Annotated in this window: 19 protein-coding genes and 4 tRNA genes; 18 read left to right on the top strand and 5 right to left on the bottom strand. The window is 61.9% G+C overall.

The window, feature by feature from the left end; genetic code table 11:
• Positions 1-3: 3 nt before the first annotated feature.
• The 4 genes from ACPJXG_RS26785 (at position 4) to ACPJXG_RS26770 (ending at position 3,464) form a co-directional block, all read left to right on the top strand.
• Positions 4-1,149 carry an ankyrin repeat domain-containing protein gene (locus ACPJXG_RS26785; RefSeq protein WP_425252816.1) on the top strand — a complete coding sequence of 382 codons (1,146 nt, stop codon included), beginning with the start codon at positions 4-6 and terminating at the stop codon, positions 1,147-1,149.
• Between the two features lie 112 nt (positions 1,150-1,261).
• Positions 1,262-2,404 (top strand): MGDG synthase family glycosyltransferase, encoded by a 1,143-nt coding sequence (locus ACPJXG_RS26780; protein ID WP_425252815.1) that lies wholly within the window; start codon positions 1,262-1,264, stop codon positions 2,402-2,404.
• Positions 2,401-2,883, top strand: a complete 483-nt coding sequence (locus tag ACPJXG_RS26775; RefSeq protein WP_425252814.1) for a hypothetical protein — start codon at positions 2,401-2,403, stop codon at positions 2,881-2,883. Before ACPJXG_RS26780 ends, ACPJXG_RS26775 begins: the two co-directional genes overlap by 4 nt.
• Positions 2,880-3,464, top strand: a complete 585-nt coding sequence (locus ACPJXG_RS26770; protein WP_425252813.1) for a dual specificity protein phosphatase family protein — start codon at positions 2,880-2,882, stop codon at positions 3,462-3,464. Before ACPJXG_RS26775 ends, ACPJXG_RS26770 begins: the two co-directional genes overlap by 4 nt.
• Before the next feature lie 64 nt (positions 3,465-3,528).
• Here the strand turns inward: ACPJXG_RS26770 and ACPJXG_RS26765 are convergent, their stop codons facing one another.
• Positions 3,529-6,069, bottom strand: coding sequence for a P-loop NTPase fold protein (locus ACPJXG_RS26765; RefSeq protein ID WP_425252812.1), 2,541 nt, complete (start codon positions 6,067-6,069; stop codon positions 3,529-3,531).
• A gap of 55 nt (positions 6,070-6,124) precedes the next feature.
• On the opposite strand from ACPJXG_RS26765, the gene kefC reads away from it, so the two are divergent.
• Positions 6,125-7,945, top strand: coding sequence for a glutathione-regulated potassium-efflux system protein KefC (gene kefC, locus ACPJXG_RS26760; RefSeq protein WP_425252811.1), 1,821 nt, complete (start codon positions 6,125-6,127; stop codon positions 7,943-7,945).
• 56 nt (positions 7,946-8,001) lie between these two features.
• Here kefC and pepF read toward each other — a convergent pair whose 3' ends face one another.
• From pepF to ACPJXG_RS26740, 4 genes are all read right to left on the bottom strand, one after another.
• Positions 8,002-9,879 (bottom strand): oligoendopeptidase F, encoded by a 1,878-nt coding sequence (pepF, locus tag ACPJXG_RS26755; protein WP_425252810.1) that lies wholly within the window; start codon positions 9,877-9,879, stop codon positions 8,002-8,004.
• Positions 9,880-10,058: 179 nt separating this feature from the next.
• A complete protein-coding gene (gene ttcA, locus ACPJXG_RS26750; protein ID WP_035828533.1) occupies positions 10,059-11,021 on the bottom strand; it encodes a tRNA 2-thiocytidine(32) synthetase TtcA in 963 nt (320 codons plus the stop codon).
• Positions 11,022-11,026: 5 nt separating this feature from the next.
• A complete protein-coding gene (locus tag ACPJXG_RS26745) occupies positions 11,027-11,425 on the bottom strand; it encodes a dihydroneopterin aldolase (protein WP_035823929.1) in 399 nt (132 codons plus the stop codon).
• Between the two features lie 54 nt (positions 11,426-11,479).
• On the bottom strand, positions 11,480-12,268 hold the full coding sequence (locus tag ACPJXG_RS26740; RefSeq protein ID WP_425252809.1) for an SDR family oxidoreductase: 789 nt from the start codon (positions 12,266-12,268) through the stop codon (positions 11,480-11,482).
• 74 nt (positions 12,269-12,342) lie between these two features.
• Between ACPJXG_RS26740 and ACPJXG_RS26735 the strand changes: the two genes are divergently transcribed.
• The 13 genes from ACPJXG_RS26735 to rplA all read left to right on the top strand — a co-directional run bounded on the left by ACPJXG_RS26735 (position 12,343) and on the right by rplA (position 22,451).
• Positions 12,343-13,494: a class I SAM-dependent methyltransferase gene (locus ACPJXG_RS26735; RefSeq protein ID WP_425252808.1), complete on the top strand. Its 1,152-nt coding sequence runs from the start codon at positions 12,343-12,345 to the stop codon at positions 13,492-13,494.
• 149 nt (positions 13,495-13,643) lie between these two features.
• Positions 13,644-14,732 (top strand): J domain-containing protein, encoded by a 1,089-nt coding sequence (locus ACPJXG_RS26730; protein ID WP_425252807.1) that lies wholly within the window; start codon positions 13,644-13,646, stop codon positions 14,730-14,732.
• A 63-nt stretch (positions 14,733-14,795) separates the two neighbouring features.
• Positions 14,796-16,391 (top strand): DUF3369 domain-containing protein, encoded by a 1,596-nt coding sequence (locus ACPJXG_RS26725; RefSeq protein ID WP_099401259.1) that lies wholly within the window; start codon positions 14,796-14,798, stop codon positions 16,389-16,391.
• Between the two features lie 133 nt (positions 16,392-16,524).
• Entirely contained in the window at positions 16,525-18,171 is a 1,647-nt protein-coding gene (locus tag ACPJXG_RS26720) for a response regulator (protein WP_425252806.1), read from the top strand.
• Positions 18,172-18,403: 232 nt separating this feature from the next.
• Positions 18,404-18,488, top strand: a tRNA-Tyr gene (locus tag ACPJXG_RS26715).
• A gap of 63 nt (positions 18,489-18,551) precedes the next feature.
• Positions 18,552-18,625: transfer RNA gene (locus ACPJXG_RS26710), tRNA-Gly, on the top strand.
• A gap of 43 nt (positions 18,626-18,668) precedes the next feature.
• Positions 18,669-18,743 (top strand) — tRNA-Thr (locus ACPJXG_RS26705).
• An 88-nt stretch (positions 18,744-18,831) separates the two neighbouring features.
• Positions 18,832-20,022, top strand: coding sequence for an elongation factor Tu (gene tuf / locus ACPJXG_RS26700; protein WP_034753125.1), 1,191 nt, complete (start codon positions 18,832-18,834; stop codon positions 20,020-20,022).
• Positions 20,023-20,088: 66 nt separating this feature from the next.
• Positions 20,089-20,164: transfer RNA gene (locus tag ACPJXG_RS26695), tRNA-Trp, on the top strand.
• A gap of 32 nt (positions 20,165-20,196) precedes the next feature.
• Positions 20,197-20,580, top strand: coding sequence for a preprotein translocase subunit SecE (gene secE / locus ACPJXG_RS26690; RefSeq protein ID WP_035823944.1), 384 nt, complete (start codon positions 20,197-20,199; stop codon positions 20,578-20,580).
• Entirely contained in the window at positions 20,580-21,206 is a 627-nt protein-coding gene (gene nusG / locus ACPJXG_RS26685; protein ID WP_307779525.1) for a transcription termination/antitermination protein NusG, read from the top strand. Before secE ends, nusG begins: the two co-directional genes overlap by 1 nt.
• 115 nt (positions 21,207-21,321) lie before the next feature.
• Positions 21,322-21,756: a 50S ribosomal protein L11 gene (gene rplK, locus ACPJXG_RS26680; protein ID WP_034753131.1), complete on the top strand. Its 435-nt coding sequence runs from the start codon at positions 21,322-21,324 to the stop codon at positions 21,754-21,756.
• On the top strand, positions 21,756-22,451 hold the full coding sequence (rplA, locus tag ACPJXG_RS26675; protein ID WP_034753134.1) for a 50S ribosomal protein L1: 696 nt from the start codon (positions 21,756-21,758) through the stop codon (positions 22,449-22,451). The genes rplK and rplA overlap by 1 nt, the downstream gene beginning before the upstream one ends.
• Positions 22,452-22,529 lie beyond the last annotated feature (78 nt).

Here is a 22,529-nt window from a genome sequence, read left to right as displayed (position 1 = left end):
GGCATGGTCGACAAAACACTCTATAACCAGCACCGCGAAGCGTTTTTTCGCCTGTGCGACGCCGTCGGCGAGAATCAGGTGGAACAGGTGCGCAGCCTGCTCGAGGCTACACCGCTGTTGTTGACCTTGCGCCGCTACAACATGGATGACGGCGAATCGCTGCTGCACCTGGCCGCGGCCGGCGGCAGCCGCGAGGTCTGCGCCCTGCTCGTATCGCTGGGCATGGACGTCGATCTGCCCCTGCCCGGTTACCGCAACCTGACGCCGCTGGATGCGGCGGCCAGCCATGGCCACCTCGATACCTGCCGCTGGCTGCTCGAGCAGGGCGCCGCCGTCGATGGCTTGCCGGACAATATCCTCTCGCCGCTGGACAGCGCCTGCGTTGGCGGCCACCAGGACGTGGCCGCATTGCTGCTGCAGCGGGGCGCCAATCCGAACCGCCTGCATACGCGCTGGAACCAGGCGCCCGTCGATATCGCCACCGGCTGGGGTTTTCCCGCCATCGCCCGATTGCTCGCTGCCGCCGGCGGCGTGAGCATACTCGACGTGCCGCAGCAAGCGGCCGCCTCGCCGCAGGAGGCGATCCGCACCTTCATGCACAACAGCGCCGGCTGGGTGCTGCCGGCCGTGTTCAGCCCGGACAGCGGCGACGCGCGCTTTTCGCTGGGCATCAGCTGCATCGGCGGCAAGCGCGATTTCAAGCTGTTGTTTACGGTTGGCCTGTTCCAGCAATCGCCGATGACGGAACTGGCTTTGTGCCTGCCGGCCCGCTGGCCGCTGACCGTGCACGGCTTCGCGGAGCACAGCCCATGGCGCTTTCCCGTGGCGCTGCTGGCACGCTTGGGACGGCGCACGCTCGACCAGGCCAGCCTGGCGGCGGGCGAGCTGCTGCGGCGCGACGATCCGCACCTGGCGGACCTGGCGTGGCCGGACGGCGTCGATGCGCTGCTGGCCATCGACAAGCGCTGGAATCCGGCGCCGGAGGAAGAAGACATCGCCGACGATGACAAGGTCACCATCTATCTGCTGGTGCCGGTGGCATTTACCAAAAAAGGCGCGCCCGACGCCAGCGCCTTGCCGGCCTTGATGGAGCGCAAGCTCAAAGGCAGCTGGAAAGTGTCGGCCCTGCCCATCCCCGTGATTGGCTAGCGCCGGCCTGCACGCGCGCAGGGGCCAGATCAAGCCGGCCAGCCTGCAGCGATGTTATCCTGCCAATAAATTTTCCGCGTCCGCGCTCACCTGTTCCCCGGATTGGTTTTCCATGACACAAAAAATTCTACTCCTGAGCGTTTCGGCCGGCGCCGGCCACATGCGCGCGGCGCAAGCCATCGAGGCATATGCGGCGCGCGATGGCCACGGTGGTGGCCCTGCGGCGCTGGCCCTGCATCTCGACGTGATGGATTTCGTCACACCCGCCTTCCGCAAGCTGTACACGGATTTTTATATCAAGCTGGTCAACAAGGCGCCCGCGCTGTGGGGCTATCTGTATCACGCCACCCACGACGCGCCGCGCGACAGTTCGATGCAGCGCTTGCGCCGCGGCGTCGAGCGCCTCAATACGCGCGCGCTGATGACGCAGATCGCCGCCTTCCAGCCCGACGCCATCATCTGCACGCATTTCCTGCCGGCCGAACTGCTGTCGCGCGCACTGCGCCAGCAGCAGCTGGCTTGCCCCGTGTGGGTACAGGTCACGGATTTCGACTTGCACCGCATGTGGGTGCACGAGCAGATGGAAGGTTATTTCGCCGCCACCGACGAAGTGGCGTTCCGCATGCGCCACGAAGGCATCTCCGCCGAGCGCATCCACGTGACGGGCATCCCCATCATGCCCGCGTTCGCGCAGGCACCCGACCGCGTGCAGTGCGCGCAGGCGTTTGGCCTCGATCCGCGGCGCACGACGGTCTTGCTGATGGGCGGCGGAGCGGGACTGGGCAGCCTGGAAACGGTCGCCGCGCGCCTGCTGGCGCTGCCAGGCGATTTCCAGCTGGTCGTGCTGGCGGGGAAAAACGCCGCCGCGCTGGCGGCGCTGCAGACGCTGGCCGGCCAGTATCCGGGCCGCCTGCTGGCGCAAGGCTTCACCAGCGAAGTCGAGCGCCTGATGGCGTGCGCCGACCTGGTGATCACCAAGCCGGGCGGGTTGACCACGTCCGAATGCCTGGCGCTGGGCTTGCCCATGATCGTCAACTCGCCGATACCCGGGCAGGAAGAGCGCAATGCCGACTATCTGCTGGAGCAGGGCGTGGCCCTGAAGGCATTCGATGCCGTCACCCTGGAATACCGCGTGCGCCTGCTGCTTGAGCATCCTGAACAGTTGCAAGCCATGCGCGCAAAGGCGCTGGCCCTGGGCCGTCCGCGCGCCGCCTGTGACGTGTTGACGCAGGTGCTGGCGCAGAGCGTGGCATGACGGGCGCCGTAGCAAAACCCTGGCAGATCGCCCTGACCCTGGCCTGGGTGGCGCTGCTGGGATTATTTTTTGCGCAGGTGGAAATCCAGATCGAAGGCGCGGCCGGCTGGGCCGCGAACCTGCCCACCTGGCGCATCGAAAGCCATTGGCTGCTCGATATCTTCTGGGGCGGGCGGCCGATGACCGGTTACCATGCCTGGGTCTTTCCCTTTATCGCCCTGTTTTTCCATTTCTCCATGATCTTCCTGGCGCAATGGTCGCTGCGGCTCGAGTGCCGCGCCATCGGCTGCATCATGCTGTTCTGGATCATCGAGGATTATCTGTGGTTCGTGCTCAATCCCGCCTATGGCGTGGCGCACTTCAATCCGGCCCACATCGCCTGGCACAAGCACTGGCTGTGGTGGGCGCCGACCGACTACTGGGTGTCGCTGCTGCTGGCCGGCGTACTGCTGTGGTTTTCATACAAGAGGAAGTCATGACCTTGCCACCCTCGTCGTATCTCCTGCTGTTGTCCCTGGCCCTGGCGGCCGGTTCCGCCAGCGCGCAGGCGCCCCTGCCGCCGCAGCGCAATGCCGAGTGGGCCACGCCGCTGCCGCAGGTGTCGAACCTGCACCAGGTCACGCCCGTCCTGTACCGCAGCGCCAGGCTCGATAGCAGCGACGTGGCCCAGCTGCAGGCGCTGGGCGTGAAGACGGTGATCAGCCTGCGCTCCTTTCACTCCGATACGCAGGTGCTCGATGGCAGCGGCATCCGCGCCGTGCGCATTCCCATCAATACCTGGGCCATCCGCGACAAGCACGTGGTCGAGACCATGCGCAGTATCCGCGCCGCAGAGCAGCAGGGACCCGTGCTGCTGCATTGCCTGCACGGCGCCGACCGCACGGGCATGATGGCCGCCATGTACCGCATGCTGTACCAGGACTGGCCGCGCGAGAAGGCGATCGACGAGCTGAAAAATGGCGGTTACGGCTATCACGCCGTATGGAAGAACATCGAAAGCTACCTCAAGCGCGTCGACGTGGCGGCACTGCGCGCGCAGATTGACGGAAAGGCGCCCTGAACCATGCTGATGGAGAGGCGTGACTGTCTCCCATCGCTGGCACTGACCGCGCATTCGCGGCACATTAATAAAACCCGATCACCGCGCCGCTGGACAGGCGCTCTTCCCTTGGCAGCGATGTTTCATGCGAAAAAAAATGGTAGATCTCGGGATCTTCCAGCCAGCTCACTTGGCCGGAAGGCAGGCCTAGCCGGATAGCGGCGCTGGTGCTCCATTTTTCACGGTCATTGTCGGGCAAGGCGCTGCATTCCTCGAGACAGCACAAGCGCCTGGAGACCACATCATCCATGCTGGGCGTGGTGCTGGCATGGGGCGGCATCGAGCCACCCCATTGCAGCCACAGGGCCATGTCCGGCCAGCGTATGCATAGCACGATCCAGCGCTGGTATTGCGCCAGCGACGGCACCGGCAAGCCATGGCTTATCCGTGCAATGCGCAGCAGCAGCACAAAGCGCACGAAATTGAGCGTGCGCTTGATTTCCCGTGGCCCGCACGCATACTCTTTGCTGATGCCGCGCAGGACGGTCTGCACGTCTTTGCCATCCCGCATGAATTGCGAGCTGGCGCGGCGCTGCCGCTCACTGGCGTCCTGCGGCGCCTCGCTTTTCGTCCGGGCACGCGTTTGCGCTTCCGCTGCGCCGGCATGGGAAGCCTGTTGTGCCCCGGATCCTGCCGACGCGGCAGCGCCGGCTTGCGATTCCGAGCCGATCAGATAATCGATAAATTTGCCATTTTTCAAATGCCGGCTGGGCGGAATGGTAAACGCCAGCTGGATGAATTTGTCCATGAAGCGCCATCCCAGCGGCACCAGTTTTTCATAGGAGGGCAATTGCTTCTTGATGTCCCTGTGCGCGTGCTCGAGCGCCGCCGCGACGATCTGCGGATCCATGCCGATCACAAACAGGAATTCGGACTGGTCGCCTGCCAGGAACGTGTTGATACCCTCGACGACGCTGGCTATTTTGCCGGGCGAGCAACGGTCGAGGTCATCGATGAAGATGACCAGTGGCGCGATGACGGACGCGCCATCGCCATGTTGCGTGCGACGCTGGGGCAGAGAGTGCATCACGCGTCGCAAATCCTGGTGAATCTGGTGCATGATGCCGACCGTCCTGGCATAGTCGGGCACGCGTACATATTCCGCCAGACTGAATTTGGCAGGCTCGTCCGCTACCTTTTTTCTACTGCTGAAGAAGGCCTGTACCGCATATACGGTAATCGCAATTTGCGTGCCGATGGCTGTCGGAATGGCCACGGCAGCGGCATCGAACCATGTCCTGATCGCCGCAGGCAGACTATCGGGCGGAATGAGCGACACGCTCACCAGACTGATGATCAGGCCCATGGCCCCCAGCAGCCAGCGGCGCACCTTGATCCACCAGAAAGTGCCGACCCGGTCATAGATTTTTCTGCGCACCACGCCATCGTCTATGCGCGACAGATTCAGGCGCAACAGGAATAGCTCGCGTTCGACAGGGCTCAGCCGGTCGCTGACCTGACTGACGATGGCGTCCACCAGGCCGGCCCAGACTTGCTCGGAACTTTCGTATTTCCAGGCATTGAACCAGACGGTCCAGCGCTTGCTTTCGTCGACGAATACTTGCTTGTCGGGCCCGGATTTCCGGTCGAGAAAGCGCAGCACATCGCGCGTCTTGAACGTGCCGCTTTCCGGTTCGGCGGGCCTCGGAGGATCGAGCTGATGCTGGATCTGGCGCATCAGCGAAGATTTGCCGGCGCCCCATGGCGCCTGGATGCTGATACTGATGGAGCCGCGGGTTTGGTCGCTGGTGAGGAAAGCCACGATCGCGATCGCGTATTGCGCAAATTCCATGTAGTCCAGCAATGAAGGGTGGTCATGCGCCAGAATGTCGAGTACGTTTTCGGGTGATTGCTGGGCCACCTTCGCCAGCGGGTGCCGTTCGTAGGCGGCTTGCAGCTGTGCCATGTCGATGCCCATCTGGTGCAGCAAGGACATGAATTTGCCTTCCCTTAAGGACCATAGCGCGCTGATCAAGTCGCCCACCGTGACGCTGTCGCGACCGGCCTGGCGTGCCGCGACAGCCGCATTGCTCAGCCATTTTTCGGCATTCAGCGAATAGGTAAGCTCGTCCGTACTGGTCTCGCTGGCCAAGGGGGCGCTGATACTGCTGTATTGGAACGAAAAATATCCGGACCATGTCGCCTGCAAGCTCTCACCGGCCAGTTCCTTGAGTGCGCGGCTAAAAAAGAGCGCGTCGGGCGGCGCCTGTATTGATGGCTGTACAAGGTCATCGGCCCTGGCCAGGGTGAACAGCATCAGGCTGGTGGTGATCGAACGTGACGGCGGATCTTTCATTGTGGCCAGCGCGTGGGCCTGGCGCAGCAATGCCAATAGCTCGCTGCCCGGGGCAGGCATCGCTGGCTGTTCTTCCACCAGCGCCGACCTGGACTCGGTGTTGCCGTCTGACTGTTCTCTCATGATGGCCGCTCCTCGATTGGCCGGCCGGGTATCCGGGACACTCAGGCTGCCATGCTTGATTTTTCGCCTATTTGACGTGCGCCATCTGCGCCAGATCAATCGTCTGGCTGTCTGTGCCAACCTGCTTTCAGGCATGGATTTGGACATGCCGGGGGCGAATCAGGCATGATTGCGATTCCAATCACGTTTTACCGGACTCCGCATGGAACACCACAGCTTTCTCATCAACATACTGTTTTACCTGGTCGCCGCCATCATCATGGTGCCGCTGGCCAAGCGTCTGGGCATGGGCGCCGTGCTGGGCTACCTGGTGGCTGGCGTCGTCATCGGACCGTGGGGCCTGGGCCTGATCAAGAATGTCGAGGTGATCCTCAGCTTTTCCGAATTTGGCGTGGTGCTGCTGTTGTTCCTGATCGGGCTGGAACTCGAACCGAAACGCTTGTGGCTGCTGCGCCGGCCGATTTTCGGCTGGGGCGGGGCGCAGGTGGGCGTCGTCAGCGCGGGCTTGTGCGCCGTGGCCATGGCCTTTGGCGTGGACTGGCGCACGGCGCTGGTCGGTGCGCTGGGACTGTCGCTATCGTCGACGGCCATCGTGCTGGCCACCCTGGGCGAACGCAAGCTGATGACTACGCCGGCCGGTTCCGCCGGCTTTTCCATTTTGCTGTTCCAGGATATCGCCGCCATTCCCATGATCGCGCTGGTGCCGCTCTTGGGCGGCCTCGTCACGCACAGCGGCGAACCGGGCTGGCTGCGCGTGGCCAAGCTGGCCGCCGTGCTGGCGGCGCTGGTGATCGGCGGGCGCTTCCTCGTGAACCCCATCCTGCGCTTCATCGCCAGGACGGATTTGCGCGAAATCTTCACGGCTTTCGCCCTGCTGCTGGTGATCGCCATCTGCGTGCTGATGGAATCGGTGGGCCTGTCGATGGCGCTGGGCACCTTCATGGCCGGTGTGCTGCTGGCCGATTCCGAATACCGCCATGAGCTGATCAGCGACCTGGAGCCGTTCAAGGGCCTGTTACTGGGCCTGTTCTTCATCGCCGTCGGCATGTCCGTCGATTTCGGCGTGCTGCGCGCCCAGCCCTTGCTGATCCTGGCACTGGTGGCGGGGCTCCTGGCGGTGAAAATCGCCTTGCTGTACGTGCTGTCGAAGTTTGTCGACATTCCCCGCGGCCAGCAGCTGTTCTTTGCGCTGCTGCTGTCGCAGGGCGGCGAATTCGCCTTCGTCGTGTTTGCCGCCGCCGAGGCCGCGCACGTGTTTGCGCCGGAGACGGCCGCGCTGCTGGTCGTGGTGGTGACCCTGTCGATGGTGGCCACGCCCTTGCTGCTGCTGGCGCACGACAAATTCGTCGCGCCGCGCCTGCAGAGCGAGAAGAAGCGCCGCCCCGACGACCATATCGAGGCGCAGGACAACCCCATCGTCATTGCCGGCTTCGGCCGCTTCGGCCAGATCATCGGCCGCCTGCTGGCGGCCAACAAGATCGGCGTGACGGTGCTCGATCACGACCCGGACCAGATCGACCTGCTGCGCAAGTTCGGCTTTAAAGTGTTTTATGGCGACGCCACGCGCGTGGACTTGCTGGTGGCGGCCGGCATCGAAAAGGCCAGGGCGCTGGTGATCGCCATCGACAACGTGGAAGACAGCCTGGCCCTGGTCGACGCGGTGCGCCTGCGCCTGCCCGAATTGACGATACTGGCGCGCGCGCGCAACGTCACGCATTACTATGAGTTGATGAAGCGCGGTGTGACCCTGATCGAGCGCGAGACGTTCGCGGCGGCCCTGCTGCTGGGCGAGCAGACCTTGCAGCAGGTGGGCTTCAGCGCGGAGCGGGCGCAGCGCGCGGCCGGCATCTTTGGCCGGCATAACCTGAAAACCCTGCTGGAAGTGGCGCCGCACTTCCAGGACCAGCAAAAAGTCATGTCCCTCACGCGCCAGGCGCGCGAGGAGCTGGAAGACATGTTCGAGAGCGATGCGGCGGCGTTTGCGGCAGCTGAAACCCCGGGGTCAGACCCTCAACACCGCTAACGCAGAGGCTTGCGCTAACGTGCGTGGGGGTCTGACCCCAGCCTTTGTTTTTGGGGTTACTTCCCCCGGCGGCTTTCAATCGCCTCGATCTGGTCCATGATCCCATTCATGCGCGCCGCCAGTGCCTGGTATGGTTTCGGCGAGGCCAGGTCGACGCCGGCCGCCTTCACCAGCTCATACGGATACGCGGAACCGCCGGAGCTGAGCATCTTCAGGTAGGCGGCCAGCGCGCCTGGTTCCTTGTCGAGGATGCGCTGCGCGAAATCCTGCGCTGCCGCGATCGAGGTGGCGTACTGGAACACATAGTAGCCGTGATAAAAATGCGGCACGTAGGCCCATTCCAGCGCGTAGGCGGGATCGATGGTCATGGCACCTTGCGCTTCGCCATGGTAGCGCTTGAGGATGCCGGCATAGATGGCCGTGATCTCTTCGCCTGTCAGCGATTCTCCCTTATCCACCTTGCCGTGGATGGCCGCCTCGAATTCGGCGAACATGGCTTGGCGGAAGTAGGTGCCGCGCAGGTTTTCCAGCGCCGCGCCCAGGTACAGCAGGCGCTCGTCGTCATCCCTGGCCTGCTTCAGGCGCGCGTCGAGCAGCAGTGCCTCGTTCGTCGTCGAGGCGATTTCCGCGACAAAGATGCTGTATGGCGCATAGATCGATGGCTGCGCCTTGTTGGCCAGCACCGAGTGCATGGCGTGGCCCCATTCGTGGGTCAGGGTGCTGACGGCTTCGTAGTTGTCCGTGTAGTTCAGCAGCACGAACGGGTGCACGTCGTACGCGTCGCCATTCATGTAGGCGCCCGCCACCTTGCGCGGGCGCGGGTACACATCCATCCAGCGCGCGTCCACGGCGGCACTCAGTGCCTTGACGTAGTCAGGGCCCAGCGGTGCGACCGAGGCCAGCATCATCTGCTTGCCTTCGGCCAGCGGGAACGTGCGGTCGCTTTTCAGCAGCGGCGCATAGATGTCGTAATACGCGAGGTCCTTGACGCCCAGCATGCGCGCGCGCAGCTTGAAGTAGCGGTGCAGGGTGGGCAGGTTGGCGTTGGTTTGCGCGATCAGGGTCTGGTAGACGGCCGGCGGCAAGTTGTCGGCGTCGAGCGCCGCGCTTTGCGAGTCGGCATAGCGGCGCACTTTCGCGTAGGCGGCGTCCGTCTTCAACTGGCCGTACAGGGTTTCGCCGAACGTGCGTTCATACTCTTTCCACTTGCCGAAGAAGGCGTCGAACACCAGCTTGCGGTCCCCGCGATTGTCGTCGTCGCGGTACTTGGTATAGGCCGCCTGGTCGAGGCGCACCTGCGTGCCGTCCGACAGTGTGACGGTGGGCCACGCGATTTCCGCATTGGCCAGGGTGCGGTAGACGCTGGCGGCCGAGCTTGTTGCCAGGCCGAACTGCGCCACCAGCTGCTCGCCGGCCGCGTCCAGCGTATGCGGCGCGCTGCGCAGCATGTTGCTCAATTGAAAACGGTACAGCTGCAAGCCCTTGTCCTTCGACAGCATGGCGTCGATGCGCTTGCTGCCCAGGGCAAGGATCTCCGGCTGCAAAAAGGTCGTCGCCTGGCTGAAGTCGTTGCCCAGCAGGGCGGCGCGCTGGTTCAGCTGGTTGCCCTTGCTGTCGCCCGTGTCCTGGTCGTAATACTGCGCCGCATACGTGCTGAGCGTGTTGACGCGCTTGCGCGCCTCGGCGACCAGGTCCAGGCAGCTTTTCAGGCGGGCGGGCGAGGTTTTCAACTGCCCCTTGCAGGCGCCCAGTTGCTGCAGCTGGGCCGACAGCTTTTTCGCGTCGGCGTCGAAGGCGGCGTCGCTGGCGTACAGCGCCGTCAGATCCCAGCGGTCGGCCTGGCGGTCGGTGGGAGCGGGAGCGGCAGAGGCGGTGGCGAGGCCGAGGGCCAGCAGGGAGAACAGCAAGGGGCGCTTGAGCGCGGATGGCGTCATGGTTCATTCCAGTGAGGTTGTCGGAAGAATGCGTGCTGACCGCCGGGCAGGAATGCGCGCGTGACACATCGCGTATCGGCAGAGCTGACTACGGTACATCAAATGGACGCAGGGGGAAAGAGGAGGGATGCCGCCACCTGGGCGGTGGCGGCGAAACAACACGAGCTTGGAACAGCGGCTTACAGCGTTTGCAGCGGAATCGTGCCAAACGTCGTCGGCGTCGAGCATGGCTCTTCGTCAAAGGCGATGTCGCCCATGGGGCTGGCCACGCCGTCCGCTTTCAAATCCTTGAAACCGAACAGTTTCGGGTCCATCAAATGCGATGGCGCCACGTTCGACAGGGCCGAGAAGATGCTTTCCACGCGGCCGGGGAATTTTTTGTCCCATTCGCGCATCAGGCCCTTGATCTGCTTGCGCTGCAGGTTTTCCTGCGAACCGCACAGGTCGCATGGAATGATGGGGAAGCCCTTGACTTCCGCATAGCGCTGCGTGTCTTCTTCCTTCACATACGCCATCGGACGGATGACGATGTGCTTGCCGTCGTCCGATTGCAGCTTGGCCGGCATGCCTTTCAGTTTGCCGCCGAAGAACATATTCAGGAAGAATGTTTCCAAAATATCATCACGGTGGTGGCCCAGGGCGATCTTGTTGGCGCCCAGCTCGTCGGCCACGCGGTACAAAATGCCGCGGCGCAGGCGCGAGCACAGTGAACACGTCGTCTTGCCTTCCGGGATCAACCGCTTGACGATGCTGTAGGTATCCTGGTTTTCGATGTGGAAGGCCACGCCCAGTTCCGTCAGGTAGGCGGGCAGGATTTCCGGCGGGAAGTTCGGCTGCTTCTGGTCCAGGTTGACGGCGACGATGTCAAAATGAATCGGTGCGCGTTCGCGCAAGGTCATCAAAATGTCCAGCAGCGCATAGCTATCCTTGCCGCCCGACAGGCACACCATCACCTTGTCGCCGTCTTCGATCATGTTGAAGTCGCCGATGGCCTGGCCCACCAGGCGGCACAGGCGCTTGTGCAGCTTGTTGTTTTCCAGGGCGATCTTTTCCGCCTTCTTGCGCGCCAGTTTCTGCGCTTCCACGTTGGCCGGGAATTCCACGGCCGTGGTCGTCGTTTCCATGACTGCGGTGTCGTTCATATTGCTCATGCTTCATCCTTGATCTTGAATACTTCCACGCCCACGCCTTCGCAGTCGGGATACACGTCCGGTTTCATCGACGACACGCGCGCGGCGCGCACGCGCGGGTGCGCCAGCATGGCGGCGAGCACGTCGTCGACCAGGCTTTCCTGCAGCTGCACGTGGCCTTGCGCCATGCGCCTGGCGATGGTTTCGCGCATGAAGTCGTAGTCGACCACTTCTTCCAGCTGGTCATCCTTCGGCGTCGACAGGGCCAGGGGAATGTACAGGTCGACGTTGATGAGGACGCGCTGCTCGCCCTTTTTCTCGAAGTCGTAGACGCCGATGTTGATGAGGACTTCGTAATTGCGCAGGAACAGGCGGCGGCAATCGGCCAGGCGAGGGTGGAACAGGGCGGACGACATAGGTTTTACCTTTTAGGGAATGCTGGAATGCTGGTTGTTTGCTAGGGCTGCTGATTATTTGGTCAAAAACATGACGTCGCGTGGCAAGCCGATCAAATGCTGGCCGCCATCGACCAGCAGGGTCGTGCCCGTCAGCGCGCGCGCGCCGGCCACGTAACAGACGCTGTCGGCCACATCTTCTGGCGTGCTGGAGCGTCCCAGCGGCGTGTTTTCATGCGCCTTGGCAAAGTTCGCTTGCGTCTGCTCGCCGGAAACCATGGTGATGCCGGGGGCGATGCCCACCACGCGCACTTTCGGCGCCAGCGCCTGGGCCAGCATGGTGGTCGCCGACAACAGCGCCGCCTTGGACAGGGTGTACGACAAAAAATCAGGATTGAGATTGTACAGTTTTTGGTCCAGCAAGTTGATGACCACGGCTTGTCCGCCTGCCGGGGTGGCCTGGTACAGCGCTTGCGCCAGCAGGATGGGGGCGGCCAGGTTGGCGTGCATGTGGGCGTCGAGCGCGGTGAAGGAAAAATCGCCGGCATTGTCGTATGCAAACAACGATGCGTTGTTGACCACGCAAGTAACGGGCCCCAGCGCCGCCTGCGCCTGCGGCAACAGCTGGCGCACGGCGTCTTCCTGCGCCAGGTCGCAGGGGAACGCGTGCGCGCGGCGGCCCAGCGCCGTGATTTCCGCCACCAGACTGAGCGCTTCCTCGCGCGAGTCGCGGTAGTGGACTGCGATATCCCAGCCGTCGCGCGCCAGGCCCAGGGCGATGGCGCGGCCGAGCCGGCGCGCGGCGCCCGTGACGAGGGCGACGCGGGGAGTGCTGTCGAATGGCGTTGTCGTTGCTTCTGTCATGTCTTTGCTATGGTTGAGATATTCGGTGGACGCCACACTGGCGGCATGCGCCGCCGATTCGCTACAATGCGGGAATGTCTCTTCCCGCACCCGATAGCGACGCGCTGGCCGCGTCCCATGCCTTGCAGCACCAGATTGCCGCCGAAATCGCGCGCAATGACGGCGCCATTCCCTTTGTCCGCTTCATGGAGCTGGCGCTGTATGCGCCTGACCTCGGCTATTACAGCGGCGGCGCCGCCAAGCTGGGCAAAGATGGCGATTTTACAACCGCGCCGGAGATTTCGCCCCTGTTCGGCGCCACCCTGGCCCATGTGGCAGCCGCTATTATGGCGCAAACGGCCCCCCGCATCCTCGAATTCGGCGCCGGCACGGGCAAGCTGGCCTGCGATATCCTGACGGAAGCGGCGCAGGCCGGCATCGCCATTGAACAGTATGCGATCGTCGAATTGTCCGGCGAATTGCGCGCGCGCCAGGAGCTGGCGCTGGCTGGCTTCCCGCAAGTGGTGTGGCTCGACGGTTTTCCCGACAGTTTCGAAGGCGCCGTGTTCGGCAATGAAGTGCTCGACGCCATGCCCGTCAACCTGATCAGCAAGACGCCTGCCGGCTGGTGTGAACTCGACGTCAGCATTGCCGACGGCCAGTTCGTGTTTGTCGAACGGCTTGCCGGCGATGACGTGGCCGCGCAGATCGCCGCCCAGGTGCCGGACGCCGATGCTTTGCCGGTGGGCTATGTCAGCGAGATCCATGGCGTGGCCTGCGGCTTCATGCGCTCGCTGGCGCGCATGCTGACCAATGGCAAGGGCGGCGCGGCCGTGCTGTTCGATTACGGTTTTCCTGCGCACGAGTATTACCTGGACTTGCGCGCCACGGGCACCTTGATGTGCCATTACCGCCATCATGCCCACGCGGAACCGTTTTATCTGCCCGGTTTGCAGGACATCACGGCCCACATCGACTTTACGGCCATGGCGGTGGCGGCGCAGGATGCCGGCCTCGACGTGCTCGCCTATATGAACCAGGCGTCCTTCCTGCTGGGCGCGGGCCTCGGCGACTTGCTGCTGCGCACCGATCCGCAACAGGTCAAGACTTATTTGCCGCAAGCCAGCGCCGTGCAAAAGCTGGTGTCGCCGGCCGAGATGGGGGAATTGTTCAAGGTGCTGGTGGTGGGGCACCAGGTGGCGTTGCCGGAAGCGCTGTTGTCCAGCGACCGCAGCCACCGCCTGTAAGCGCCCGCAATATCAAGGCAGGGCAGTGCCGCCCTGCAATTTCCTGTCCGCCGGTGGTTATTATCTTGTCATATCGTATATGATGACCGACACAGCACGGTTCCATCCTGCAAGAACCCGTCGCCGCGCACCGATTTCAAGATAGAACGATGGGAAAGATACACACACACTATGACAACCTGAAGGTGGCGCGCCTGGCGCCGCAGGAAGTCATACGTGCCGCGTACAAAGCCCTCAGCCAGAAATACCACCCGGACAAGAATCCCGGCGACGAAAAGGCCGCCCGCATCATGGCGATCCTCAACAGCGCCTATGGCACCTTGTCCGATCCCCAGCGCCGCAAGGAACACGACGAGTGGATCGCCGCCGAGGAGTGGGAAATCGAATGGCTGGAAAGCACCCACCAGGAAGAAGGCAAGAGCCGCGATGGCCGCGCGAAAGGCCATGCCCAGCAGCATGAACACACGTGGGCGCAGGATGTGCCGCCGCCGAAGGGCAAGGCGCGGCGCGGCTTGCAACCCGTCTGGCGCAACTGGCGCTGGTGGCTGAGTTTGCTAGTCTGCCTGCTGCTGGGCTGGCTGGGCGCCTTGCTGATGCTCGATACGTCGCAACCCGTGCCTGCCGCGCTGGCGTCGGCCTGGAGCGGCCTGGCCCGCGATGGCGCCCAGCCCCATGCGGAAACAGCCACGTCTGCGGCCAGTGCCGCGTCGTCGTCATCGAAAGGCGAGGCCGTGGCCGTCGATAGCTGGGCCGTGGGCAAGCCATATGCGCCCGAACCCCCGCAAGCGAAGACGCCCGAGATCCGCGTGCTGGCCGTGTCCCAGCTGAGCCTGAAAGGCGTCCCGCCCGCCTGTGATGGGGCCGGCAAAGCCGAGTCCCCATCGCTGGTGGCGCCGAATGGCGAACCCTGGCCGGCCCATTCCGGCTATGTCGATGGATTCCCGATCGGTAACAAGGGGGATGAACTGGCCGTGAGCATCGACAACAGCGGCAATGCCGCGCCCGTGTTCGTCAAGCTGTATGACACGGAGCGGCGCTCGAACGTGCGCTACCTGTACATTCTCGCGTACGACAAGCTGCTGGTGGAGCAGCTCAGCGCGGGCAAGTATGAAGTGCGCTACCAGGCCGTCGGGCCAGGCCAGGACAATTGCGGCGGCGCCACGCGCAGCGGCGCCTCGGCCTCGTCGCCGTCCGCCAGCGAAGGCGGTACGCAGAATCCTGTTGTAAGCAGCATCTAATCTGATTATGCTTGATAGGCGTCAACGCAGCGTCCACATCGAACTTATCCATTAGGAGTATTCATGACCGACCTCAAAGCCGATGCAGATGATAACTGGCTGCTCGACGAAGATGAGCCGGTGGCCAGTCCTGCCGGGCTGGCCGCGCCCGACCAGCGCCTGTGGCGTGTCCTGATCGTCGATGACGACGTCGATGTGCATGCGGTCACGCGGCTGGCGCTGCGCAATGTCAGTTTCAAGGGGCGTGAACTGGAACTGTTTTCCGCCTACAGCGGCCGTGAAGGGTACGAGATCCTGCGTGACACGCCCGATATCGCGCTGGTGCTGCTCGATGTGGTGATGGAAACGGATGACGCCGGCCTGATCCTCGCCAAGCGCATCCGCGCCGACCTGAACAACTCCATCGTGCGCGTCGTGCTGCGCACGGGCCAGCCGGGCCAGGCGCCCGAGCAGCGCGTCATCATCGAATACGACATCAACGATTACAAGGCCAAGACGGAGCTGACGACGCAAAAGCTGTTTACCACCGTCATTTCGGCCCTGCGCGCCTACGAGAGCCTGATGATGCTCGAACGCAGCCGCATCGGCCTGGGCAAGATCCTCGCCGGCGCCACGAATCTGTACCAGATCCATTCCCTGCGCGAATTCGCTTCCGGCGTGCTGAACCAGGTCAGCGCCATCCTCGACGTGGGCGCCGACGGCGTGCTGTGCCTGATGCAGGGCGGCGCCGGGCGGCCCGAGGTGGTCGCAGCCACGGGTACGTATGCCGTGCTGGCCGAAGCGGAAGCCTTGCCGGCCGACCATGCCCTCACGCCCACCATCGCCAAGGCGTTCGCGGAAAAGCGCAGCCAGTTCGAGCATCCGGCCAATGTGCTGTTCATTCACACGGAAGGCAACCGCGAGCTGGCCATCTCCGTCACGCCGCCGTGGCCGCTGGCGCAGATCCAGCGCGATCTGCTGGAAGTGTTTTGCCAGCGCATCGCCGCCGCCTTCGACAACCTGTACATGTTCGGCCAGCTGCGTAAGGCGCAGGAGGCGACCGTGGTGGCGCTGGCCGACCTGGCCGAGTTCCGCGACAGCGACACGGGCGGCCACGTGCGGCGCGTGCAGCTGTTGTCCGACGCCATCGCCCGGCGCATGCAGCAGCGCGGCGTGTACGCCGACGAGCTCAGCCCGCAGCTGCTCGACATGATCGGCCTGGCCAGCATCCTGCACGACGTGGGCAAGGTGGCCACGCCGGACGCCGTACTGCTCAAGCCGGGCAAGCATACGGATGAGGAACGGGCGCAGATGCAGCTGCACGCCGGTGTCGGTCGCAGCATATTGGAACGGGCCGCCAACATGGTCGACGGCGTCAGCTACCTGACATATGGCGCGCAGATCGCCGGCGGCCACCACGAACATTTCGACGGCGCCGGTTATCCGAACGGCCTGAAAGGGCGCGACATTCCCGTGGCCGCGCGCATCGTTGCCGTGGTCGATGTTTTTGACGCCTTGCTGCACGAGCGGCCGTACAAGGAACCGTGGCCGTATCCGCAGGTGCGCGAATACATCGAGCAGCGCAGCGGCAGCCAGTTCGATCCGGAAGTGGTGACGGCGCTGCTGGAGCTGATCGACCACGAGCCGCAACTGTGGCATCCGGAGCACGCCAGCGCTTGAGCCGCGACTTCGTTGGCATTTTTCGGCACGCCGCCATTCCCTTGCGCGCGGCGCCGTCATATACTCGGCAGCCTCATGCTGGCTGGCGCCACGCACCAGTGTGGCGCGCCGCGGAGTTTTCGGACATCACGACATGAAAGAACTCAAGGGCCTCAGCGCGCTGATCATCGAGCCGCATCCGGGCATGCGCGCCAGCCTGCACAATATGCTCAACCTGTGCGGCCTGGCGAAGATCGATGACGCGGCCAGTTCCGGCCAGGCGATCCGCATGCTGGGCAGCAAATCGTATGATCTGATCCTGTGCGAATACGATCTCGACGGCGGGCAGGATGGCCAGCAGATGCTGGAAGACTTGCGCCACCACAAATTGATGCATGCCTCGACCATGTTCTTCATGGTCACGGGCGAAGGCAGCTTCGCCAAGGTGGTCAGCGCCGTCGAACTGCTGCCCACTGATTACATCCTCAAGCCTTTTACCGCTGACAACATGCTCGAGCGCATCGGCCGCGCGCTGGACAAGCGCAATGCCTTCGTGCCCGTATATGAATTGATCGACGTGGGCAATGAGCGCGCGGCGATTGCCGCCTGCGCCGAGGGCGCCAGCCTGTATCCCCGTTATGCCACCGATTTCCTGCGCCTGCGCGCGGAATTGCATTTGCTGCTGGGCGAGGCGGCCGACGCCGAACCGATCTACGCGGGCCTGTACCAAGCCAAGTCCATCGGCTGGGCGCGCCTGGGGCAGGCCAAGACGCAGTTCCTGCTGGGGGAATACGAAGCGGCGCAGGGCACGCTGGAAGGGCTGCTGGAAAACAACAAGCGTTTTCTCGACGCGTATGACTGGCTGGCGCGCACGCATTTGGCGCAGGGCAAGCCGGAACTGGCGCAGGAGGCCCTGAGTGTAGCGGTGGCCCTGTCGCCGCACGCCGTGCGCCGCTTGCGCCGCTTGGGCGAGGCGGCTTTGGCGGCCGACGATATCGAGATGGCGGAAAAATCCCTCAAATTGGTGGTCAGCAAGGCCAAGTATTCGGAATTCCGCGACCCGGAAGACCATGTGCGCCTGGTGCAGACTCTGGTGCGCAAGGGCGACCCGCTGCAGGCGGGCGCCGTGATCCGCGACCTCGACAAATCGATGGGCGGGCAAAAGAATGCGGAACTGTGCAGCGCCCTGTGCAGCGCCATGCTGTATGCGCATACGGGCAATGAGGAACGCCTGCAGCAATCGCTGGACGCGGCGCTGACTGCCAACCGCCACAGCGTGGGCGGCTCGAACATGCTGAAAACGGAACTGGCGCGCCATTGCCTGGCGCATGGGCGCGAAGATGGCGCGGCCGAGGTGATGCGCGAAGTCATGCGCAACGCACCCGACAGCGCCGCCATGACGCGCGCCATGGCCGTGTTTGAACAGGCGGGACGCGAAGAGCTGGCCAAGGCGCTGGCGCGGCAAAGCCGCCAGGAAGTGGCCGACATGGTGGCGGCAGGCGCAGCCAGGGCGGGAGAGGGCGATTTCCGCGGCGCCGTCGACCTGATGGGCGAAGCCGTCACGCGCCTGCCCGACAATCCGCAAGTGGTCTTCAATGCGGCCGTGGCCGTGCTGAAATGCCTGGAGCACGAAGGCTGGGATGAACGCATGGGACAGCAGGCGCTGACGTTTATCGCCGGCGTGCGCCGCCTGGATCCGCGCAACCCCAAATTGCCCGTGCTGTCGGGCTTGCATCAGCAGTTGTTGCGCAAATATAAGCCTTTGGGCAACTCCTGGATGCATCCGCCTGATGCCCGGTAAAGGGGAAAATGCGGGGAGAATGACGGAAAAATGCGGCTTACGGACAGGGAGGATAAAAAAAATCCAAAAAAAGAAGACTTTTTCGCGCCAACCCTTGCACATTCTCAAATCGGGAGCTTATAATCACGCCCCGAAGCAGCCAACTTCTTCTTTATACGCAAATGCAGCAGTGAGGCATCAGTAAATAAGGTTGACAGTTGTGAGTAGATGCTTCATACTCTGCGGTTCCCGCGGAGGGGTGGCCGAGTGGTTAAAGGCGACAGACTGTAAATCTGTTCTCTATGAGTACGCTGGTTCGAATCCAGCCCCCTCCACCAAGTTTTTGCAAGGAAAACTGGGTAGTAGCAAAAAGCAAGTGAAGATAGAGTGAACGATACCTCGCGGGTGTAGCTCAATGGTAGAGCAGAAGCCTTCCAAGCTTACGACGAGGGTTCGATTCCCTTCACCCGCTCCAGTTTCCGTTCAGATGCTTGATGCATCGCATGCAACAAATTACAGCCCTTGTAGCTCAGTGGTAGAGCACTCCCTTGGTAAGGGAGAGGCCACGTGTTCGATCCACGTCAAGGGCACCAGAATTCGCAGCAGGCAGCACAGAAGCAATTCAAACCAGACCGTCGGGCGTGTGCCTGAGCAATCTAATCAAATCATTAGGAGTTCAAAATGGCAAAAGGTAAATTCGAACGGACCAAGCCGCACGTCAACGTCGGCACCATCGGCCACGTCGACCACGGTAAAACCACGCTGACCGCTGCAATCGCAACGGTTCTGTCGAAGAAATTCGGCGGCGAAGCTAAAGCATACGACCAGATCGATGCAGCACCAGAAGAAAAAGCGCGCGGTATCACGATTAACACCGCTCACGTCGAGTACGAAACGGAAACGCGTCACTACGCGCACGTTGACTGCCCAGGCCACGCCGATTACATCAAAAACATGATTACCGGTGCTGCCCAGATGGACGGCGCGATCCTGGTGTGCTCCGCAGCTGACGGCCCAATGCCACAGACCCGCGAACACATCCTGCTGGCCCGCCAAGTTGGCGTTCCATACATCATCGTGTTCCTGAACAAGTGCGACCTGGTCGACGACGCAGAGCTGCTGGAACTGGTTGAAATGGAAGTGCGCGAGCTGTTGTCGAAGTACGAATTCCCAGGCGACGACCTGCCTATCATCAAAGGTTCGGCACGTATGGCGCTGGAAGGCAAAGAAGGCGAAATGGGCGTTGACGCGGTTCTGCGTCTGGCCGATGCGCTGGATGCTTACATCCCAACGCCAGAGCGCGCTGTTGACGGTGCTTTCCTGATGCCAGTGGAAGACGTGTTCTCGATCTCGGGTCGCGGTACCGTTGTGACCGGTCGTATCGAGCGCGGCATTGTTAAAGTCGGCGAAGAGATCGAAATCGTTGGTATCACCGATACCGTCAAAACGACTTGCACCGGCGTGGAAATGTTCCGCAAACTGCTGGACCAAGGTCAAGCAGGCGACAACGTTGGTCTGCTGCTGCGCGGCACCAAGCGTGAAGACGTGCAACGTGGTCAAGTTCTGGCCAAGCCCGGCTCGATCAAGCCGCATGCACACTTCACCGGCGAGATCTATGTTCTGTCGAAAGACGAAGGCGGCCGTCATACGCCATTCTTCAACAACTATCGTCCACAGTTCTACTTCCGCACGACGGACGTAACCGGTTCGATCGAGTTGCCAGCAGACAAAGAAATGGTCATGCCAGGCGATAACGTGTCGATCACCGTCAAGCTGATCAACCCGATCGCGATGGAAGAAGGTCTGCGCTTCGCTATCCGTGAAGGCGGCCGTACCGTCGGCGCCGGCGTGGTTGCAAAAATCCTCGCATAAGGAAATGTTATGCTTCCACCCGGGGCGTCCTGGGTGGTAGAATAGCACTCCTCGAAAGTTTTACGTAGGGACGTAGCTCAATTGGCAGAGCGTCGGTCTCCAAAACCGAAGGTTGGGGGTTCGATGCCCTCCGTCCCTGCCACCGTCAAGGTGCAGGGCACCGAAAGTAGAAAAATGTCAAATCAATCCGTGCAAACCGTTAGCACGTCGAGTGACAAGATAAAAGTCGCGCTGGCAATAGTGGCTGCGATTGCAGGAGTAGTCGGGTTTTATTACCTGGCAGGCCAACCAGCTCTGGTGCGTGCAAGCGCGCTTGTGGCTGGTTTGGTTATTGCTGTTGCGCTCTTGTATATCTCGACGACCGGCCGTGAATTTCTCAATTTCGCCAAAGAAGCTGTGCGCGAAACCAAGAAAGTCGTTTGGCCTACCCGCAAAGAAGCCACGCAGATTACTGCGATCGTGTTTGCCTTTGTGCTGGTCATGGCGATTTTTCTGTGGGGCACGGATAAATTGCTCGAGTTTTTGTTGTATGACGTAATTCTGGGTTGGAAAAAATAATGAGCGAAAATGTGCATGATGAAGCGGCGGACGAGTCCGTTCCGGGCGACGCTCCGGTAGCGGACGCTGGTGCAGCGCTGAGCGTGCCAGTCAGCAGCAAGCGCTGGTATGTCGTGCATGCTTATTCCGGCATGGAAAAAAGCGTCATGCGCGCACTGACCGAGCGCATCGAGCGCGCGGGCATGCAAGACCAGTTCGGCCAGATCCTGGTGCCGATCGAAGAAGTTGTCGAAGTCAAGAATGGTGTGAAGTCCGTCACCGAACGTCGTTTCTATCCTGGCTATGTGCTGGTTGAAATGGAAATGACGGACGAGAGCTGGCACTTGGTCAAGAACACCAGCAAGGTTACCGGTTTCATTGGTGGCAAGTCGAACAAGCCGACGCCGATCTCCGCGCGCGAAATCGACGGCATCATGAAGCAGATGCAGGAAGGTGTTGAAAAGCCCCGTCCAAAAACCTTGTACGAAGTGGGCGAGCAAGTCCGCATCAAGGATGGTCCGTTCACCGACTTCAACGGCAATGTCGAAGAAGTCAACTACGAGAAATCCAAAGTGCGCGTCTCGGTCACCATCTTCGGCCGCGCTACTCCGGTAGAGCTCGAATTCGGCCAGGTCGAAAAAGTTTAAGTATTATCAAACGCCACCAGGAGCGTTGCGGCAGTCTCAGCAAAATCCGGTCAGAGGAGCCCCGCCAGGGTAGGATCGGCGGGGCGCTACTACTCAATCCAAGATAGGAGCCATCATGGCAAAGAAAATCATTGGTTTTATCAAGCTGCAAGTGCCAGCTGGTAAAGCAAACCCATCCCCACCAATCGGTCCAGCTCTGGGTCAACGTGGTCTGAACATCATGGAATTCTGCAAGGCCTTCAATGCACAGACCCAAGGTCTGGAGCCAGGCATGCCGATTCCAGTCGTGATCACCGCGTTCGCTGACAAGTCCTTCACCTTCGTGATGAAGACGCCTCCAGCAACCTACCTGATCAAAAAAGCTGCTGCGATCACCAAAGGTTCGCCGAAGCCACATACCGACAAAGTCGGTACGCTGACCCGCGCACAAGCTGAAGAAATCGCTAAATTGAAAACCCCTGATCTGACCGCTGCCGACATGGATGCTGCTGTACGCACCATCGCTGGTTCCGCTCGTTCGATTGGTATCACGGTGGAAGGTGTTGTATAATGGCTAAGTTATCCAAACGTATCAAGGCTTTGAAAGCCAAAGTCGACCGTACCAAAGTGTACGCTTTCGACAACGCTGTCGCTCTGATCAAAGAGTGCGCAACGGCCAAGTTCAATGAATCGATCGACGTATCGGTACAACTGGGTGTTGATCCTAAGAAATCCGACCAAGTGGTGCGCGGCTCCGTCGTGCTGCCAGCTGGTACCGGCAAAACCGTACGCGTGGCTGTATTCGCGTCGGGCGAAAAAGCGGAAGCGGCCAAAGCAGCTGGCGCCGACATCGTTGGTATGGAAGACCTGGCTGAGCAGATCAAAGCCGGCGACATGCCTTTCGACATCGTTATCGCTTCGCCAGATACCATGCGTATCGTTGGTACCCTGGGTCAGATCCTGGGCCCACGCGGCATGATGCCTAACCCGAAAGTTGGCACTGTTACTCCTGACGTCGCTACCGCCGTGAAAAACGCGAAAGCCGGTCAAGTTCAGTACCGTACCGACAAATCCGGTATCATCCACGCTACCATCGGCCGTAAATCGTTCGCTGACGCAGATCTGAAGTCGAATCTGGTCGCACTGATCGACGCACTGAACAAAGCCAAGCCAGCATCGAGCAAAGGCGTGTACCTGCGCAAAGTTTCGCTGTCGTCGACCATGGGCGCTGGCGTCCGTGTTGATCAGGCTAGCCTGGCAGCTTAAGTAACAGAATCAAGTCCTGTAGCGCCTTCGGGCGCTGCGGGCGCATCTTTGGGCTGTCTGCCCGGTGTTCGCACCAGG

The sequence above is a fragment of the Janthinobacterium sp. NFX145 genome, assembly GCF_049810325.1.
GTDB classification, from domain to species: domain Bacteria; phylum Pseudomonadota; class Gammaproteobacteria; order Burkholderiales; family Burkholderiaceae_D; genus Janthinobacterium; species Janthinobacterium rivuli.
This window is presented reverse-complemented; position numbering and strand designations above follow the sequence as displayed.